This is a genomic window from Aliirhizobium cellulosilyticum, from assembly GCF_014198105.1.
Lineage (GTDB): Bacteria > Pseudomonadota > Alphaproteobacteria > Rhizobiales > Rhizobiaceae > Neorhizobium > Neorhizobium cellulosilyticum.
The window spans coordinates 816,965-834,791 of the sequence record NZ_JACIGW010000002.1 but is presented as its reverse complement, the minus strand read 5'-3'; the positions used below and the strand labels follow the sequence as shown (position 1 = coordinate 834,791).

The following is a 17,827-nucleotide window of genomic DNA, read 5'->3' as shown; positions in this document are numbered from 1 at the left end:
GCAATGAAAATCGGCCCAGTGACCCAGTTTGAACGTTTGTCCATCGACGCCCTGACCACCGACCAGCTCGCCTCGGAGGAAAGCCGTGCCACGGCCACCCCGATGATGGAGCAGTTCATCGAGATCAAGGCGAACAATCCCGGTTCGCTGCTCTTCTATCGCATGGGCGATTTCTACGAACTGTTTTTCCAGGATGCGATTGACGCATCCCGGGCGCTCGGCATCACGCTTACCCGGCGTGGTCAGCACATGGGCCAGGATATCCCCATGTGCGGTGTCCCTGTCCATGCGGCGGATGACTATCTGCAGAAACTGATTTCGCTCGGTTTCCGCGTCGCCGTCTGCGAGCAGGTGGAAGATCCGGCGGAGGCGAAGAAGCGCGGCTCGAAATCGGTGGTGAAACGCGATGTCGTGCGCCTCGTCACGCCGGGCACGATCACGGAAGAAAAGCTGCTTGTCGCCTCGGAATCGAACTATCTGATGACGCTTGCTCGCATCAAGGGCGGCGCCGAGCCGGCGATGGCACTTGCCTGGATCGACATCTCCACTGGCGTCTTCCGCCTTGCGGAAACAGAGCCGTCGCGCCTGCTTGCCGATATCCTGCGCATAGAGCCGCGCGAACTGATCATGCCGGATACGATGTTTCACGATCCGGAGCTGAAACCGGTCTTTGATGTGCTCGGCCGCGTCGCCGTGCCGCAGCCTTCGGTTCTGTTCGACAGCGCCACGTCCGAAGGCCGCATCGCTCGTTATTTCGGTGTCACGACGCTCGATGGTTTCGGCACTTTTTCCCGTGCCGAATTCGCCGCCGCCGCGGCCGCCATCGCCTATGTCGAAAAGACCCAGATTTCCGAGCGCCCGCCGCTCGGGCGGCCGGAACGCGAAAGCGGCGCCTCGACGCTGTTCATCGATCCCGCCACCCGCGGCAATCTCGAGCTGACGAAGACGCTTTCGGGTGAGCGCGAGGGAACACTGCTGAAGGCCATCGACCGCACCGTTACCGGCGGCGGAGCCCGGCTTCTTGCCGAGCGGCTGATGTCGCCACTGACCGATCCGGAGCGCATCAATCTCCGGCTCGATTCCATCTCCTTTCTGCTGGAAGAGCCGTCGCTCTGCTCCGACCTGCGCACATCGCTGAAGCACGTGCCGGATATGCCCCGCGCGCTCTCGCGTCTTGCGCTCGACCGTGGCGGCCCGCGTGATCTCGGCGCAATCCTGACCGGTCTGGAAGCCGCGCGCGGGGTGGCGGCCTTTCTTGATGGATCAATGCTTCCGGAAGAACTGTCCGATGCGCTGGTCGATCTGAAGGCGTTGCCGGTTACGGTTCAATCCCTGCTCGGCAACATGCTGGCGGAAGACCTGCCGCTTCTGAAGCGTGACGGGGGATTCCTGGCTGATGGCGCCAATGCTGAACTGGATGAGGTTCGTGCCCTGCGCGACCAGTCCCGCAAGGTGATCGCCGGCCTGCAGCTGCAATATGCCGACGAAACCGGCATCAAGTCGCTGAAGATCAAGCACAACAACGTGCTTGGTTATTTCATCGAAGTCACTGCCGGCAATGCCGGCCCGATGACCGATACGCCGGAAGCAAAGGCGCGTTTCATCCATCGTCAGACAATGGCGAATGCGATGCGTTTCACCACGACCGAGCTTGCCGATCTCGAAAGCCGCATTGCCAACGCCGCCGACAAGGCGCTGACGATCGAACTCGAAGCCTTCGACCGCATGGTCGCCGCCGTTACCACGGAAGCAGAGGCGATCAAGGCCGGTGCCCGCGCGCTGTCGATCATCGATGTCGCCGGCGGTCTTGCCATGCTCGCCGAGGAATGGAATTACCGCCGCCCGATCGTTGATGACAGCCGAATGTTTGCGATCGAGGGGGGCCGCCATCCGGTTGTCGAGCAGGCGCTTCGCCGCCAGTCGTCGGGCCCGTTCATCGCCAACGAATGCGATCTGTCACCGAAAAATGGTGGCGAATTCGGCGCGCTCTGGCTGCTCACCGGCCCGAACATGGGCGGTAAATCGACCTTCCTCCGCCAGAATGCGCTGATCGCCATTCTTGCCCAGATGGGTTCTTTCGTGCCGGCTTCCGCCGCCCATATCGGCGTGGTCGACCGGCTGTTCTCGCGCGTCGGCGCGTCTGATGATCTTGCCCGCGGCCGCTCCACCTTCATGGTCGAGATGGTCGAAACGGCGGCCATCCTTAATCAGGCAACCGACCGTTCTCTGGTCATCCTCGACGAGATCGGCCGTGGAACCGCGACCTTCGACGGCCTGTCGATCGCCTGGGCTTCCGTCGAGCACCTGCATGAAGGCAATCGTTGCCGCGGCCTGTTCGCTACCCACTTCCACGAACTGACCGTGCTTTCGGAAAAACTCGGTCGTCTTTCCAACGCCACGATGAAGGTGAAGGAATGGGATGGCGAGGTAATCTTCCTGCACGAGGTCGGCCCAGGTGCTGCCGATCGTTCCTACGGCATCCAGGTCGCCCGCCTTGCTGGCCTTCCCGATAGCGTGGTGAGCCGCGCCCGGGACGTGCTGACCAAGCTGGAAGATTCCGACCGCAAGAACCCGGCAAGCCAGCTGATCGACGATCTGCCGCTTTTCCAGGTCGCGGTGCGCAAGGAAGAAAAGCGCGGTGGATCTTCCAAGGTCGAAGAAGCGTTGAAGGCCATCAACCCGGATGACATGAGCCCGCGTGAGGCGCTCGAAGCGCTTTATGCGCTCAAGAAGCAAGCCGGTGCGAAAACCTGATTTGGTTTTCGCACCGCTGCAGGATGGCAAAAAGCGTTTGTTCGGTCACCCCTGATACAACTTGGCATTTGCATCGTGTTCATCTGCTCCTGTAGCCTCGCCCGCGGGGAAACGGGATATGACTGATTTAAATGACCTATTGGTATTATAAGCTTGGCCGGAAACAGGGTGGTCCTGTTTCCGCTGAAGACCTCGGCGTGCTCGCCCGCAAAGGCACGATAAAGCCGGAAACACTACTCTGGCACCCCGGCCTTGCAGATTGGGTCAATGCCTCGGAAGCCTCCGAACTGAGCCTTTGTTTTGAGAGCGACATGTCGGACAAGGAATCAGATCCCTTGCCCGATCCGACGATTGCAGGGCCATGGCCGCGCTTTTGGGCGCGCCTTGCGGACGAAATGATAATCGGGGCGGTAGTAGGATTGCCTTTCGGCTATTTAATCCGGCCACACCTGCCTGAGATTGGCGTAAATTTCCCGGCAGCCGACAACCTTCTGACCATCGTGATGCTTGCTGCCATCACCAGCATCGTTTTGTGGGGGGCGATGACATTGTTTGGCACTACCCCCGGCAAACTGGTTGCGGGGCTCAGGGTGGAAAACAGATCCGGCATGCCGGATTGGCAGTTCTATATGACGCGGGAATTCAGGATCTGGTTCTTTGTCAACACCGTCGGCGTTCCTTATCTTTCAATCATTCCCTGCATCCTGCAATACCGTCGCATCACCAAGGGAAGACCTGCCTGGTATGACGAAGGCGCAGCCATTGTCCGCGGAAAAGGCAGGCTCTCTCGCTCTGCTGCCGCAGCCGCAACTGCTGCAGTCACATTCATGCTGACCGTAATGGCGATCGGCTACATGAACATGCTGCGCGCAGAAGAGCGCATGGCCTCCAGTTATCGGTATTGGGAAAATCCCGCCACGGGCAAAAAGGCGGATCTCTGGTCCACTTGGGTCTTTGGAGAAATCAAAGCCGACAGCGGCAAGCTCTATCACTTCACATCTGACAAACTGACGTCCGAAATTCTGTTTGGTTATGAGCCGATGGATCAGCCATCGGTCGATGCGGTTGCTTACGGTGAGGCGCTGCAAAGCGTGATTGCCGAAGACATTTCCGTCAACGGCAAATGGGAACCGTTCAAGCTGAATGGTTTCGATGCAGCACGCGTCACCGGCATTGAGCCGAAGTTGAAGGATGTCAACGTTGAACTGACTGTCGTTATCGTCGGTCGGAGCGCCTGGCGAATGCTTCTGTTCGTGGAAGGTAGGCCTTTGACCAAACTCGCGATCAGGGAGGTTCTCATTCATTCGCTTCTGTCGACAGCAAAGGACATAAATGTCCCGGCGAGCATGCCCTGTGACGACGAAACCTGCTTTTCCGCGCTGCTGTCAATCGTCCGGTTTGCCCCCTCATGAGATGAGGTCTCGCCGACGAGTGGGTTTTTCCGAATGAGATGGTACTTGCAGATACTCTCATCTATTGTGTAGTGGCTGTGAAAAACGCTGAAGCCACTGTCAGGCGGTGGCTGATACGGGTGCAGAGGAGTTCACGCGTGAGCGTTGCCTTCATGAAGGAAGAAAGTGCCGAAACGGCCGCCGAAACGGTGCTGCCTGACCGGCCGATATCAACCCATCCGAACCTCGTGACGGAAACCGGGCTGAAGGCGCTTGAGCTTCAGCTGCAGGCCGCCCGCGATGCCTATGAGGCGACGAACGGGTTGGATGACATCAATGAGCGGCGACGCCAGGCGGCGGGTCCGGCGCGCGACATCCGGTATTTCGCGGAACGGGTCCACACGGCCCAACTCGTCCCGGCGTCTGCATCGAATGCTACAGTCTCTTTCGGCAGCACGGTTACATTCAGCCGCGATGATGGCCGCGAGCAGACCTACCGCATCGTCGGCGAAGACGAGGCCGATCCCAAGGCTGGAACGATCTCCTATGTGTCGCCGGTCGCACGCGCGCTCAACGGCAAGTCCTTAGGCGATCTGGTGACGGTCGGTCATCAGGAACTCGAAATCATCGCGATTTCGTAATCAGCTTTGCCAATCATGGTGCTGCCGTGCTTGTGAAGACCTGCGACTGCGGCTATCTGGTGCGTTTCCTAGAGCAATTCCAGCAGAAGTGGGAACCGGTTTTGCGTCCGGAATTGCGATGAAACAAACCAACAAAGGCGCATTCCGGCATGAAACCAGATTATCTCGTCACCCATTCCGGTGGCTTCCATGCCGATGAACTTCTCTCCAGCGTCATCCTGACCCGGCTTTTTCCCGAGGCAAAAATCGTCCGCAGCCGCGCGCCGGAGTGGATCACGCCCGGCAGCGATCGCATCATCTATGATGTCGGCGGCGCTTATGATGCCGAAAAACAGATCTTCGATCACCACCAGCGCGGCGCGCCGCTGCGCGAGGACGAGGCGCCCTACAGCTCCTTCGGCCTGATCTGGAAGCATTATGGTCGCGACTATCTTGCCGCCATGAATATCCCGACCGCCCATGTCGATGCCCTGCACGCCTCCTTCGACAAGAGTTTCGTCCTGCCGATAGACCTGATGGACAATGGTGCGCTCAGCCCGTCCAGCGCCGGTCCTCTTGCCGGCCTCACCCTGTCGAGCCTGCTCGAAACGCTCAAACCCAACTTCGACGACAAGGAGCAGGGTGCCGATGATCGCGCTTTTCATGCAGCGCTCGCCATCGCCCGTGCCTTTGTCGAGGCTGGTATCGGCAAGCGCGCCGCCAAGTTGCGTGCCGAAACGCTCGTCCTTGAAGCGATCGCCGAGGCTGGCGAGGGTCGCGTGCTTGAGCTTCCCATGGGCATGCCCTTCCGCCCGGCAATCGTGAAGGCCGGTGCCGATCACCTTCTTTTCGTCGTCCATCCGCGCGACGGCAAGGACTGGTGCGTTACCGGCATCCGTAAGGCGGATGACGGGTTCGAACTGCGCGCCGATCTGCCGAAATCCTGGGCGGGCCTGACGAACGGTGATCTCGAAGCCGCTTCCGGCGTCAAGGGCGCCACTTTCTGCCATAACGGTCGCTTCATCGCAGCAGCCACCAGCCGCGAGGCAGCCCTTGCCATGGCGGAGATTGCCGTAAAGGAAGCCTTGGCATCGGCCTGAACCGCCAAGACTGGCGAAGCCGGGTTCGGGCTACCTGCTATTGCGGGTAGCGCGATCTCCCTTTCGGGTCCGAAGATGATATAGATTGTCGTAGAATTTTCTTCAGGCTTTTCTGAGCGCCATCGGGATCGTCCATTGCTCGCCATACCGTTACCCTTCATTGCCGGATTGATCTTCGCACTGGTTCTTCATCACAGCCTCAAGGGCGTGGAAGCGCCTGGAAGTCGCCGGTATTTCGTGGCTTTCCTGATCCTTTATGCGTTGCAGGGCGTGGTCGTCGGCCTGCATTTCGGCTACGGCGTCAAGGCGCTTGCGCCGATCCAGCCGATTACCGCCTCCGTGATGCCGCCACTCGCCTTCCTGGCATTTCGTGGCCTGACGGATGAGACGATACCCAAACCCTGGATCCATCTATGGGCACCGGCTTCCATCGCGCTTTCGGTCGCCTTTATGCAGGTGCTGGTCGATCCGCTGCTGCTTGTGATCTTCCTCGTTTACGGCACTGCCATCTGGCGTCTGGCGCGAACCAGCGATGACGAGGTGATGGCGGAGGCGAGCCTTCAGCGCATGCGTCCGGCTTTGCGCGCCGCGCGTCTGACCGCGATCCTGATGTTCTTCTTCGCCCTGAGCGATGTTGCCGTGGCCGTCTATGCGGGTGTCGCCGGTGCAGAAGGAGTTCCGTTTGCGGTGGCGATCATGAACATCGTCGCGCTTGCGGCAACAGGTATTTATTACCTCCTGCCCGATCCGGACCGCACCGCGGTTTCTCCCAAAGCATCGGCTTTGCCCGATCCGGCAGATGCAGCAATCGTCGAGCGCGTCACAGCGGCTCTTGGCGAAGGCGAACTCTACAGGGATGAAAATCTCAGCCTCGCGAAAATCTCCCGCAAGGCGAAAATTCCGGCGCGCGACCTGTCTTCCGCCATTAACCGTGCCACAGGTCTCAACGTCTCCCAGTTCGTCAACAACCGTCGTGTCGGCGAAGCCTGCCGCCTGCTGGATGAAACAAAACAATCGGCGACGGCAATCATGCTCGACGTCGGATTCTCGACAAAATCGAACTTTAACCGGGAGTTTCGTCGCGCAACGGGCATGAGCCCGCGCCAGTGGCGCGCAAGGTCGAAAGTCGAAACAACCGGCTCTTGAACTTCATGCTGCAAGGCAACAACTTGGAAACGACCTACTGCCATAATCGGTGGTCAAGGTGACCAGAATTCGTTAGAGCAACACCACCAAAATCGGGAGCCGGTTTTGCGCCCGGAAATGCTCTGGAGCCGACCGGCAAACTGGCATCGGCAGGGATGATATGGCCAGACACGAAATCAATTTCTCCGAACTTCTCGATGTAGATGCCCTGAAGGCCGAATGCTGCGCGGTGATGAAGACGGCCCGTCCGCTTCTGGAGCTGAGGTCGGCGCTTCTGCCCATCATGCGCCGTGCCAGCAACGAGGGCCGCCAGAAGGCGCGCGAACTTCTGGTAAAGGACGGCAGCGGGCTCAATTGCGCCGAGCGGATTTCCTGGGTTCAGGACCAGATCATCTGCATTCTGCATGAGATGGTGGCAGCCGCCGTACACCCTGAAGGCAAGGACATCACGATCGCTGCTGTCGGTGGCTACGGCCGCGCTACGCTCGCGCCCGGATCGGATATCGATCTTCTGTTCCTGCTGCCGGCGAAAAACTCCGACGAGATGCGCAAGGCCGTCGAGTTCCTGCTCTATATTCTCTGGGATATGGGTTTCAAGGTCGGCCACGCGACCCGCACGGTCGAAGAATGCATCCGCCTTTCCAAGACGGATATGACCATCCGCACCGCAATCCTCGAAAGCCGCCTGATCTGCGGTTGCGCAACCCTGTTTGCAGATCTGGAGACCCGTTTCGACCATGAGGTCGTGGCCGATACCGGTGCCGAATTCGTCAGCGCCAAGCTTGCCGAGCGCGATCAGCGCCACCAGAAGTCCGGCGACACCCGTTATCTGGTTGAACCGAACGTCAAGGAAGGCAAGGGCGGCCTGCGCGACCTCCATACGCTATTCTGGATCGCCAAATATTACTACCGCGTCAAGGATGCCGCCGAACTGGTCAAGCTCGGCGTGTTCTCTCGTGGCGAATTCCGGCTGTTCGAAAAAGCGGACGATTTTCTCTGGGCGGTTCGCTGCCACATGCACTTCCTGACCGGAAAGTCGGAGGAGCGCCTGTCCTTCGATATCCAGCGCGATATCGCCTCGGCCCTCGGTTATCATACGCGTCCCGGCCTTTCCGCCGTCGAGCGTTTCATGAAGCACTATTTTCTGGTCGCCAAGGATGTCGGCGATCTCACACGTATCTTCTGCGCGGCACTGGAAGAACAGCAGGCCAAGGCCGCGCCGGGGCTTGCCAATCGCGTCATCTCGCGTTTCACCCACCGTTTGCACAAGATCCCCGGCACCACGGATTTCGTCACCGACCGTGGCCGCATCACGCTCGCTTCGCCGGATGTCTTCACCCGCGATCCGGTCAACATCATCCGCTTCTTCCATGTTGCGGATATCCATCAGCTCGAACTGCATCCGGATGCGCTGAAGCGTATGACCCGCTCGCTGACGCTGATCGACAACAGCCTGCGTGAAAACGAGGAAGCCAACCGGCTGTTTCTCTCGATCCTGACCTCGCGCCGCGATCCGGCGTTGATGCTGCGCCGCATGAACGAGGCCGGTGTACTCGGCCGCTTCATCCCCGAATTCGGCAAGGTCGTGGCGATGATGCAGTTCAACATGTATCACCACTATACGGTTGATGAGCATCTGATCCGTTCTGTTGAAGCTCTCTCGGAGATTGACAAGGGCGAGATGCAGGAAGCGCATCCGCTTGCCACCAAGATCATGCCCGGCATCGAAGAGCGCGAGGCCCTTTATGTCGCCGTGCTTTTCCATGATGTCGCCAAGGGCCGTCAGGAGGATCATTCGATCGCCGGCGCCCGCATGGCCCGCAAACTTTGCCCGAGACTCGGCCTGAACCACAAGCAGACCGAAATTGTCGTCTGGCTGATCGAGCAGCATCTCGTCATGTCGATGACCGCGCAGACCCGCGACCTGCATGACCGCAAGACGATCAGCGATTTTGCCGCTGTCGTGCAGTCCATGGACCGGCTTAAACTGCTGCTCGTCCTGACGATCTGCGACACGCGCGCCGTTGGTCCCGGCGTATGGAACGGCTGGAAGGGCCAGCTTCTGCGCACCCTTTATTACGAAACCGAGATCCTGCTCTCCGGCGGCTTTTCCGACCTGCCGCGCCGCGAGCGCGCGACTGTCGCCGAAGAGGCGCTTTTCGATGCGCTGTCGTCCTGGGACGGGAAGGAGCGGAAGACCTATTCGTCGCTCCATTATCAGCCCTATCTCTTGGCCGTTTCGCTGAACGATCAGGTTCGCCACGCGACCTTCATCCGCGATACCGATCGCGCCGGCCATGCGCTTGCAACCATGGTCCGTACCGATGCCTTCCGGGCAATCACCGAGATCACCGTACTCGCGCCCGACCATCCGCGCCTTCTGTCGATCATTGCAGGCGCCTGTGCTGCTGCCGGCGCCAACATCGTTGATGCGCAGATCTTCACGACTGGCGACGGCCGTGCCCTCGATACGATCCTGATCAACCGGGAATTTGCGGTAGACGAGGATGAACTCCGCCGTGCCGGCACGATCGGCCGGATGATCGAGGATGTGCTTTCGGGCAAGCGCCGCCTGCCGGAAGTCATCGCCACCCGCGCCAAGACCCGCAAGAAGACCAAGGCCTTTGACATCCCGCCTTCGGTCACCATTTCGAACGGCCTCTCTAACAAGTTCACCGTCATCGAGATCGAGTGCCTCGACCGTACAGGTCTTCTGGCGGATATCACCGCCGGCCTTGCCGACCTGTCGCTGGACATCCAGTCTGCCCGCATCACCACATTCGGCGAAAAGGTCATCGATACCTTCTACGTCACCGATCTGGTCGGTCAGAAAGTCACCAATGACAACCGCCAGAACACCATCTCTGCCCGGCTGAAGTCGGTCATGACCGACCAGGAAGAAGAAGCGAAGAAGAACCCGACACCGGCACCGGCCACAGAAGAACAGCCGCCGCGCAAGAGCAAGGCGCGCGCGTGACGGATATTCGACCATGAGCCTCGTCAAGAAATTCGCGACCGTCGGCGGCGCGACGCTCGGCAGCCGCATCTTCGGCTTCGCCCGTGAGACGGCGATGGCGGCAGCGCTGGGAACGGGGCCGATGGCCGACGTCTTTTACGCCGCCTTCCGTTTTCCGAACCTGTTTCGCCGGCTGTTTGCCGAAGGCGCCTTCAACGCCGCCTTCGTGCCGCTGTTTTCGAAAGAAATCGAGGCCAACGGTGTCGAGGGCGCCAAGCGCTTTTCGGAAGAGGTCTTCGGGGTGCTCTTTTCGGCGCTCCTCCTCATAACCATTGTCATGGAACTCGCCATGCCATGGCTGGTGCGTTTCATCATTGCGCCGGGTTTTGCCGACGACGCCGAAAAGATGTCGCTGACCATCCGCATGGCCGCAGTCATGTTCCCCTATCTCATGTGCATGTCGCTGACGGCGATGATGAGCGGAATGCTGAATTCGCTGCATCATTTCTTCGCAGCGGCAATTGCGCCCGTTTTTCTGAACGTGGTGATGATCGCCGCTCTGGTCTACGGCCTTTGGATCGGTGCGGAGCCCCAGCTGATCGCCTGGTATCTCTCCTGGAGCGTGCTGGTAGCGGGCGTTCTACAGCTTGCTGTGGTTTATATCGGTGTGCGCCATGCGGGCATCAATATCGGCTTTCGCCGCCCGCGCATGACACCGAACGTCAAGCGGCTTTTATGGCTGGCGGTTCCGGCTGCGATTACCGGTGGCGTTACCCAGATCAACCAGATCATTGGTCAGGCGATCGCCTCCGGCAAGGAAGGCGCGATCGCGGCTCTTCAATATGCCGACCGTATCTACCAACTGCCACTCGGCGTGGTAGGCGTGGCTGTCGGTGTCGTTCTTTTGCCGGAACTGTCGCGAGCGCTCAAAGGCGGCAAGATGAAGGAAGCGGCCGGCATCCAGAACCGCTCCATCGAATTCGTCCTCTTCTTGACGCTCCCCGCTGCTGTCGGTCTCTGGGTCCTGTCGGATGCGATCATCCGCGTACTCTACGAACGCGGGGCGTTCTCCGCCGAAAATACTTCGGTCGTTGCCGGCATTCTGGCGATCTATGGCCTCGGCCTTCCGGGTTTCGTGCTCATCAAGGCGCTGCAGCCGGGCTTTTATGCACGCGAGGATACCAAGACGCCGATGCGCATCACTATGCTTGCCGTCGTGGTGAATTCAGCGCTGGCGATTTCGCTTTTCCCGATCCTTGCCGAGCGCGGCATCGCCACAGCGGAAGCGGCAGCCGGCTGGCTTAACACTGTGCTGTTGTTCACGATCCTGGTCTGGCGCGGCGATCTCGTCTGGGAATGGCAGCTCGCCAGGCGCACGGTTCTGTTGATCGTCTCGGCAGGCGTGATGGCGGCAGCGCTTATCTACGCCTTGCCCTATGCCGGATCATGGTTGGCGCCGGGCGCTCATCTGCTAAGCCAGGTCACGGCCCTTGGCGCTTTGATTGCGCTGGCAATGGTCGTCTATTTCGGCGTCGCCTTCCTCATCGGCGGGGCCGATCTCGGCATGATCCGCCGGAGCTTGAAGCGCAAGCCAAAGGCGTCGTCTTAAAGAATGCCGCGATCACGTATCGCGGCTCTTCGACTTCGGCTTCAGGTTGGCAAGGCTGCCCTTACCCTTCTTGCCACAGTGCGCCCAAGTACGGCTTGGGCCGATATCGACATGCACGATGCCGTTGCAGTAACGGCCGATGCCGCCAATGCCCGGCGCGGTGCGGGCTGCTGCCAGGATACGTTTTTCGGAGACACCCGGCACGCGGATGTCAGCGGCGAAACAGCGGCTATGTTGCGACTTGCCCGAACGCGGGCGATGACCTGACGTGACCATCGGCTTCTTGCCGGTCTGCTTGGCGATATGGGCAAGGATCGCTTCCAGCTTGTCGGGAAAACAGCCGGTACGGACACTGACACGTTGTACCGTGTAGAAAGCGGAGTAATCGTGCTGAATTGCTGTGCTGCGGCGTTTGTCGTTCTTGCCTGCTGCCTCGGCGTTTACGTTCATACTGAATGCCAATAGGCAGGCCAGCGCGACGCGAGAAAAGATGCGCATGGTTGTCCCCTAAGAAAAGACCAGTCGTCATGACGATCGACTTCGTCGTAGCGGGGTATTTCATTCTGAAAAGTGACGTGAATAAGGTGGGATTTACCTCGAATTGAGATTAATAGGTCATGAATCTTAATATTCATTAACCAATTGCAGTCTTGATGTTTGTTATAGTTGTTCGGGGAGCGCCAAAACTTCGTTATAAAACTGTTACATAGCGGCACTCCGAGCTTCTGTAGCAACGTCCTCGAAGTTGATTGTCAAAACCCCCAAAAAAATTGGGGTCCGAGGCATAAAATTGCGAAAAATTCCCTTAATGGTTGCTATGGCCCATGATTTTAGCCAGATCACTACGCGAAACTCAGGAGCCGCCCATGCCAGTCCGATCACTTTTTCTCGTGACCTTGGTGGTCGATGACTTCGATCGGGCGAGGTCTTTCTACTGTGGTGACCTTGGCTTTGACTGCGTGGAGGATACGTCCCTTGCCGATGGTAAGCGCTGGCTTGTGGTAAAGCCGAAGGGCGATGAGGGTGCGGCTCTGCTTCTCGCTCAGGCCGCGGATGACAGGCAACTGGCCGCGATCGGCAACCAGGCCGGAGGGCGGGTCGGCTTCTTCCTGAAAACCGATGACTTTGCCCGCGACCACGCGGCAATGCGTGCCCGCGGCGTCAAATTCATGGAGGAACCGCGCCGTGAGGTTTACGGCACGGTAGCCGTGTTTGCCGATCCCTACGGCAACACCTGGGATTTGATTGAGCATGCTCCGCGCTGAGGCCTTGATTTTGCACCGCCCGACGTGCTTAGAGCGCGGCGTTAGCTACATGGCCCGCGGGGCGCGATTGCCGGAGACGTTCAAACCTGCCGGGAGCGCGTAACCTTGAGGCCTGAGGCCTTCCAACCGCCTATTCGAGGACATCATGAACACCTTCAAGCCGCTCGTTTTCTCCGGCGTTCAGCCGACCGGCAATCTCCATCTCGGCAATTATCTCGGCGCGATCCGCAAATTCGTGGCGCTGCAGGAAAACAACGACTGCATCTATTGTGTCGTTGACCTGCATGCGATCACTGCGCAACTTGTGCATGACGACCTGCGCGGCCAGATCCGCTCGATCGCCGCAGCCTTCATCGCTTCCGGTATCGATCCGGTGAAGCACATCGTCTTCAACCAGTCGGCCGTGCCGCAGCACGCCGAGCTAGCCTGGGTGTTCAACTGCGTTGCCCGTATCGGCTGGATGAACCGCATGACGCAGTTCAAGGACAAGGCCGGCAAGGACCGCGAAAACGCCTCGCTCGGCCTGCTCGCCTATCCGAGCCTGATGGCGGCCGACATTCTCGTTTACCGCGCCACCCATGTTCCGGTCGGCGACGACCAGAAGCAGCACCTGGAACTCGCCCGCGATATTGCCCAGAAGTTCAACATCGACTTCCAGGACAAGATCCGTGCGACGGGAACCGGCGTCGACATGGTCGTCGGCGAAGAGCCCATCCATGGTTATTTCCCGTTGGTAGAGCCGCTGATCGATGGTCCGGCCCCGCGCGTCATGTCGCTGCGTGACGGCACCAAGAAGATGTCGAAGTCCGATCCGTCGGATCTGTCGCGCATCAACCTGATGGACGATGCCGACGATATCGCCAAGAAGATCCGCAAGGCCAAGACCGACCCGGAAGGCCTGCCGAGCGAAATCGAAGGCCTGGCCGGCCGCCCGGAAGCCGACAATCTCGTCGGCATCTATGCTGCCCTTGCCGATCGCACCAAGGCTGACGTCTTGGCCGAATTCGGCGGCCAGCAGTTCTCCGTCTTCAAGCCGGCGCTTGCCGAACTGGCGGTCGAGGTTCTGGCTCCGATCGGCGCCGAGATGCGCCGCCTGCTCGACGACACCACGCATATCGACGCAATCCTCAAGGATGGCGGCGAGCGCGCCGGGGCACGTGCACAAAAGGTCATGGACGAAGTCTTCGACATCATCGGCTTCCTGCGCTGATTTTTGAGGCGGCATGAACAGGCAAACCCGTCGCGTGAAGCGGCGGGTTTTCATTTTTACACGTTGGTATAAGGTCCGCGGCGAGACTGCTTCGGCAACACAGGGGGCGTTATGGTTTCCAAGAGACTTTCGCGGCTTGAAGGCCACAGGCGCAAGTTCATGGCGGTCATCGACGGCACGCCGGAATGCGAAAAAGCGGTCCATTATGCCGGCCGCCGCGCCAAGAATACCAATGGCGGTCTGGTTCTCCTCTATGTCATTCCCGAAGGCGATTTCCAGCAATGGCTGGGTGTCGAGCAGATCATGCGCGCCGAAGCGATGGAAGAGGCCGAAGCGGTAATGGCGAAGGCCGCCCACCGGGTGCGTGAAACAATCGGCATCGACCCGGAAATCGTCATCCGCGAGGGCAGCGCTCCCGAACAGATCAACGGACTGGTCGAGGAAGACCGCGATATCGCGATCCTCGTGCTCGCAGCAGGTTCGGCGAAGGAAGGCCCGGGACCGCTGGTCTCCGCAGTCGCCGGTCGCGGTGCAGCCTTCCCAATCCCGGTCACGGTACTTCCCGACACGCTCTCGGACGAGGAAATCGACTCGCTGGCGTGATCTCACTATTGACCATGAGCGGACAAAGGCGCACTTGAACCCAAAGATGAGAACGGTTATCTTATTTGGAAGAGTTCTAAACTGAGTGCCGCTCGCGGCCAGGAGCAAGCCCATGTTCATCCAGACCGAAGCCACGCCGAACCCGGCGACCCTGAAGTTTCTTCCCGGCAAGGTTGTCATGGAAAAAGGCACGGCCGAGTTTCGCAATGAAGCAGAAGCTGCAGCCTCTCCGCTGGCCCTGCGCCTTTTTAACGTTCCCGGCGTCACGGGCGTTTATTTCGGCTACGATTTCATCACCGTTACCAAGTCTGATTCCGAATGGCAGCACCTGAAGCCCGCCATTCTCGGCTCGATCATGGAGCATTTCATGTCCGGCCAGCCGGTCATGGGCGGCGGTTCGTCCCTTGCCGAGGCTTCCGACGAGGAAGGCGAATTTTTCGATGAAGGCGACGAGACGCTGGTTGCCACGATCAAGGAACTGCTCGAGACGCGTGTCCGCCCGGCAGTTGCGCAGGATGGCGGCGACATTACCTTCAAGGGGTTCAAGGACGGCACCGTCTATCTCAACATGAAGGGCGCATGCTCCGGCTGCCCGTCTTCCACTGCAACGCTCAAGCATGGTGTGCAGAACCTGCTCAAGCACTTCGTTCCCGAAGTCCAGGCGGTTGAGGCCCTCTGATACCCGCAAGACCTGTTCATGATCGTTCTCGCTATAGACACTGCAGGCATCGATTGTTCTGCGGCGGTATTTGACAGTTCCGCCAGCAGGCTTTTGTCTGCCGTCTCGGAAGAAATCGGCAAGGGGCATGCGGAACGCCTGATGGCGGTCATCGATCAGGCTCTGGATGAAGCCCAAGTCGATCTCCATGCGGTCGGCCGCATCGCCGTCGTCATCGGCCCAGGTTCCTTCACGGGCATTCGTGTCGGCGTCGCGGCTGCTCGCGGTCTGGCTCTCTCCCTCGGGATCGATTGTGTCGGCGTCTCGACGCTGGAAACGCTCGCGGCATCGTATCGGGCAACCAGCGGTTCCGACATGCCGGTTCTCATCGCCATGGATGCCAAGCGCGAGGAAATCTATGCGCAGGCTTTCGCCGTCGATGGCGCTGCGCTGAACGAACCGGCAGCGCTTTCGGCAGAAAACGTCGACAATCTTGTCAAATCCCTCTCTGCCGAGCCTACCGGCTCGTGGATTTCCAAGACGGGTGATCGCTTCGATATCGGAACTGTCGCGCGTATCGGTGCTGCAAAGGATGCCGCTGGAGCACGGCCGAAGCCGCTTTATTTGCGTGGACCTGATGCAAAACCGCAGACGGGTTTTGCTCTGGCGCGGGTGTAGCCCATGTTTGACGACTATCTGACCTGGAAGCCGTTTTTCGAAGTCGTGCCGATCGAGGATGTCGATTGCCACGAGATTTCCGAACTGCACGGCCTGCGTTTTCCGCGCCAGTGGAGCGAAGCTGAGTTTCAGGACCTTCTTTCGCAGAAAAATGTCTTCGGCTTCATTGCACGCCAGACGAATGCATTCTTTTCAAAGCCACTCGGCGGCTTCGTGCTCAGTCGCGAGGCTGGCGGAGAGGCGGAAATCCTGACGGTTGCGGTCGCCGAAAAGTTCGGTCGCCAGGGGCTCGGCTGGCGCCTGATGCAGGCAGCGGTGCGTGAGGCAATCTCCCGCGGCGCCGACAGCATGTTTCTTGAAGTCGAGGCCGAAAACAGGCCTGCCGTCGGGCTTTACGGCAAACTCGGTTTTGCCAAGGTGGCCGAGAGACCGGCTTATTATCTGGGAGCGGATGGTCGACGGACCGCAGCGCTTGTCATGAGCCGTGATCTTCGCTAGTCCCTCAGCATACGTGAATATTTCGAAGGCCAGAACGTCATGACAGACCTTTCCAAGACCCTGGAAGAGTTGTGTGCCGAAAAGGGCATGCGCATGACCGATCAGCGCCGGGTCATCGCCCGGATTTTGCAGGATTCCGACGATCATCCGGATGTCGAGGAGCTTTATCGCCGCTCGTCCAAGGTTGATCCGCGCATCTCGATTTCGACGGTCTATCGGACAGTGAAACTGTTCGAGGACGAGGGGATTATCGAGAAACATGACTTTCTCGACGGCCGCTCCCGTTACGAGACCGTGCCGGAAGAACATCACGATCACATGATCGACCTCAATACCGGCAACGTCATCGAGTTTCAGTCGGCCGAGATCGAAGCGCTGCAGGAGCGCATCGCCCGTGAGCTCGGCTTTCGGCTGGTCGGCCACCGGCTCGAGCTTTACGGCATTCCCCTCGACAAGAACGATGATTGAGCGGAACCGGTAGGGACAAGACAAGTGATCACATCCATCCGGATCGGCCTTGTTGTCGTCTGTCTCGTGATCGTGACACTGGCGCTCCTGCCGTTTCAGCTTTTCGGCCTCGCCTTTGACTTGAAGATCCGCCGTTACGTTCCGCGTCTTTGGCATCGTTCCGCCTGTTGGCTTCTGGGTATCCGTATCCGGGTCCATGGCCACATCGAACGCCGCCGGCCGCTGATGCTCGCGGCAAATCATGCCTCGTGGAAGGACATCCTCGTTCTCGGCGCGGTTGCCGATGTCGTCTATATTGCCAAGTCGGAAGTAGCCAACTGGCCGGTCTTCGGCATTCTCGCAAAGCTGCAGAAGACGATCTTTGTCGTGCGCGAAGAAAAACGCCGCACCGGCGAGCAGGTCAACGAGATTGCCGCGCGCATGAATGCCGGCGAGATCGTCGTGCTTTTTCCCGAAGGCACCACCTCGGACGGCAACCGTCTGCTGGAGGTGAAATCCTCGCTTTTCGGAGCTGCTGCAGCAGCAGTGCCTCACACCCCCGATGGTGTCGTGCACGTCCAGCCGGTCGCGATCGCCTATACCCGCGTTCACGGCATGGCGATGGGGCGTTTCCATCGCCCGCTTGCCGCCTGGCCGGGCGATATAGAGCTGATGCCGCATCTGATCGGCGTGCTGAAGGAAGGCGCGCTCGATGTGGAGGTCGCTTTCGGCGATACGGTCGATTTTCGCACCGGTGACAATCGCAAGCACCTGAGCCAGAACATCACCGCCCAGCTCCGTCGCATGTTGATAAGGCATCTGCGGCAAAGGGAGTATGATGCGGATTGAGCGGACGGTTTATGTGCCGCTTCAATTCCGCCCTTTCTTGCGG

Annotated in this window: 16 protein-coding genes; 15 read left to right on the top strand and 1 reads right to left on the bottom strand. The window is 59.5% G+C overall.

Translation table 11 applies throughout. The features are described 5' to 3' along the window. Positions 1–102 precede the first annotated feature (102 nt). The 7 genes from mutS to murJ all read left to right on the top strand — a co-directional run bounded on the left by mutS (position 103) and on the right by murJ (position 11,576). Positions 103–2,754, top strand: coding sequence for a DNA mismatch repair protein MutS (gene mutS / locus GGE33_RS12775; protein ID WP_394353668.1), 2,652 nt, complete (start codon positions 103–105; stop codon positions 2,752–2,754). Positions 2,755–2,885: 131 nt separating this feature from the next. After that, positions 2,886–4,166: an RDD family protein gene (locus tag GGE33_RS12770; protein ID WP_183823575.1), complete on the top strand. Its 1,281-nt coding sequence runs from the start codon at positions 2,886–2,888 to the stop codon at positions 4,164–4,166. 137 nt (positions 4,167–4,303) lie between these two features. Further along, positions 4,304–4,786 (top strand): transcription elongation factor GreA, encoded by a 483-nt coding sequence (gene greA / locus GGE33_RS12765; RefSeq protein ID WP_183823573.1) that lies wholly within the window; start codon positions 4,304–4,306, stop codon positions 4,784–4,786. A gap of 149 nt (positions 4,787–4,935) precedes the next feature. Next, positions 4,936–5,865, top strand: coding sequence for an MYG1 family protein (locus tag GGE33_RS12760; RefSeq protein ID WP_183823571.1), 930 nt, complete (start codon positions 4,936–4,938; stop codon positions 5,863–5,865). A 135-nt stretch (positions 5,866–6,000) separates the two neighbouring features. Beyond that, a complete protein-coding gene (locus tag GGE33_RS12755; RefSeq protein WP_183823569.1) occupies positions 6,001–7,011 on the top strand; it encodes a helix-turn-helix domain-containing protein in 1,011 nt (336 codons plus the stop codon). A 160-nt stretch (positions 7,012–7,171) separates the two neighbouring features. After that, positions 7,172–9,988 (top strand): [protein-PII] uridylyltransferase, encoded by a 2,817-nt coding sequence (locus tag GGE33_RS12750; RefSeq protein WP_183823567.1) that lies wholly within the window; start codon positions 7,172–7,174, stop codon positions 9,986–9,988. Between the two features lie 13 nt (positions 9,989–10,001). Continuing rightward, positions 10,002–11,576 carry a murein biosynthesis integral membrane protein MurJ gene (murJ, locus tag GGE33_RS12745; protein ID WP_148145985.1) on the top strand — a complete coding sequence of 525 codons (1,575 nt, stop codon included), beginning with the start codon at positions 10,002–10,004 and terminating at the stop codon, positions 11,574–11,576. A 12-nt stretch (positions 11,577–11,588) separates the two neighbouring features. On the opposite strand, the gene GGE33_RS12740 is transcribed toward murJ, so the two are convergent. Next, entirely contained in the window at positions 11,589–12,074 is a 486-nt protein-coding gene (locus GGE33_RS12740; RefSeq protein ID WP_148145984.1) for a YcbK family protein, read from the bottom strand. 368 nt (positions 12,075–12,442) lie between these two features. Here GGE33_RS12740 and GGE33_RS12735 point away from each other — a divergent pair, with 368 nt between their 5' ends. The 8 genes from GGE33_RS12735 (at position 12,443) to olsA (ending at position 17,784) form a co-directional block, all read left to right on the top strand. Continuing rightward, entirely contained in the window at positions 12,443–12,841 is a 399-nt protein-coding gene (locus GGE33_RS12735) for a VOC family protein (protein ID WP_183823565.1), read from the top strand. A 145-nt stretch (positions 12,842–12,986) separates the two neighbouring features. Further along, positions 12,987–14,051 carry a tryptophan--tRNA ligase gene (gene trpS, locus GGE33_RS12730; RefSeq protein WP_183823563.1) on the top strand — a complete coding sequence of 355 codons (1,065 nt, stop codon included), beginning with the start codon at positions 12,987–12,989 and terminating at the stop codon, positions 14,049–14,051. A gap of 111 nt (positions 14,052–14,162) precedes the next feature. Then, positions 14,163–14,654: a universal stress protein gene (locus GGE33_RS12725; protein WP_148145981.1), complete on the top strand. Its 492-nt coding sequence runs from the start codon at positions 14,163–14,165 to the stop codon at positions 14,652–14,654. Positions 14,655–14,766: 112 nt separating this feature from the next. Then, positions 14,767–15,333 (top strand): NifU family protein, encoded by a 567-nt coding sequence (locus GGE33_RS12720; protein WP_148145980.1) that lies wholly within the window; start codon positions 14,767–14,769, stop codon positions 15,331–15,333. A gap of 18 nt (positions 15,334–15,351) precedes the next feature. Further along, entirely contained in the window at positions 15,352–15,990 is a 639-nt protein-coding gene (gene tsaB, locus GGE33_RS12715) for a tRNA (adenosine(37)-N6)-threonylcarbamoyltransferase complex dimerization subunit type 1 TsaB (protein WP_183823561.1), read from the top strand. 3 nt (positions 15,991–15,993) lie between these two features. After that, a complete protein-coding gene (locus tag GGE33_RS12710) occupies positions 15,994–16,488 on the top strand; it encodes a GNAT family N-acetyltransferase (RefSeq protein WP_183823559.1) in 495 nt (164 codons plus the stop codon). Positions 16,489–16,527: 39 nt separating this feature from the next. Beyond that, the gene (locus tag GGE33_RS12705) at positions 16,528–16,956 is read left to right on the top strand and encodes a Fur family transcriptional regulator (protein WP_148145977.1); all 429 of its coding nucleotides are present in this window, start codon (positions 16,528–16,530) and stop codon (positions 16,954–16,956) included. Between the two features lie 24 nt (positions 16,957–16,980). Then, positions 16,981–17,784 (top strand): lyso-ornithine lipid O-acyltransferase, encoded by an 804-nt coding sequence (gene olsA / locus GGE33_RS12700; RefSeq protein ID WP_148145976.1) that lies wholly within the window; start codon positions 16,981–16,983, stop codon positions 17,782–17,784. Positions 17,785–17,827: the final 43 nt, after the last annotated feature.

What these genes read in the sequence shown, in the direction of transcription:
- GGE33_RS12710 (WP_183823559.1), top strand. Translation starts at nt 15,994, where the DNA reads ATGTTTGACGACTATCTGACCTGGAAGCCGTTTTTCGAAGTCGTGCCG.
- GGE33_RS12725 (WP_148145981.1), top strand. Translation starts at nt 14,163, where the DNA reads ATGGTTTCCAAGAGACTTTCGCGGCTTGAAGGCCACAGGCGCAAGTTC.
- GGE33_RS12735 (WP_183823565.1), top strand. Translation starts at nt 12,443, where the DNA reads ATGCCAGTCCGATCACTTTTTCTCGTGACCTTGGTGGTCGATGACTTC.
- murJ (WP_148145985.1), top strand. Translation starts at nt 10,002, where the DNA reads ATGAGCCTCGTCAAGAAATTCGCGACCGTCGGCGGCGCGACGCTCGGC.
- GGE33_RS12750 (WP_183823567.1), top strand. Translation starts at nt 7,172, where the DNA reads ATGGCCAGACACGAAATCAATTTCTCCGAACTTCTCGATGTAGATGCC.
- GGE33_RS12720 (WP_148145980.1), top strand. Translation starts at nt 14,767, where the DNA reads ATGTTCATCCAGACCGAAGCCACGCCGAACCCGGCGACCCTGAAGTTT.
- GGE33_RS12760 (WP_183823571.1), top strand. Translation starts at nt 4,936, where the DNA reads ATGAAACCAGATTATCTCGTCACCCATTCCGGTGGCTTCCATGCCGAT.
- trpS (WP_183823563.1), top strand. Translation starts at nt 12,987, where the DNA reads ATGAACACCTTCAAGCCGCTCGTTTTCTCCGGCGTTCAGCCGACCGGC.
- mutS (WP_394353668.1), top strand. Translation starts at nt 103, where the DNA reads ATGATGGAGCAGTTCATCGAGATCAAGGCGAACAATCCCGGTTCGCTG.
- GGE33_RS12705 (WP_148145977.1), top strand. Translation starts at nt 16,528, where the DNA reads ATGACAGACCTTTCCAAGACCCTGGAAGAGTTGTGTGCCGAAAAGGGC.
- tsaB (WP_183823561.1), top strand. Translation starts at nt 15,352, where the DNA reads ATGATCGTTCTCGCTATAGACACTGCAGGCATCGATTGTTCTGCGGCG.
- GGE33_RS12740 (WP_148145984.1), bottom strand. Translation starts at nt 12,074, where the DNA reads ATGCGCATCTTTTCTCGCGTCGCGCTGGCCTGCCTATTGGCATTCAGT.
- GGE33_RS12770 (WP_183823575.1), top strand. Translation starts at nt 2,886, where the DNA reads ATGACCTATTGGTATTATAAGCTTGGCCGGAAACAGGGTGGTCCTGTT.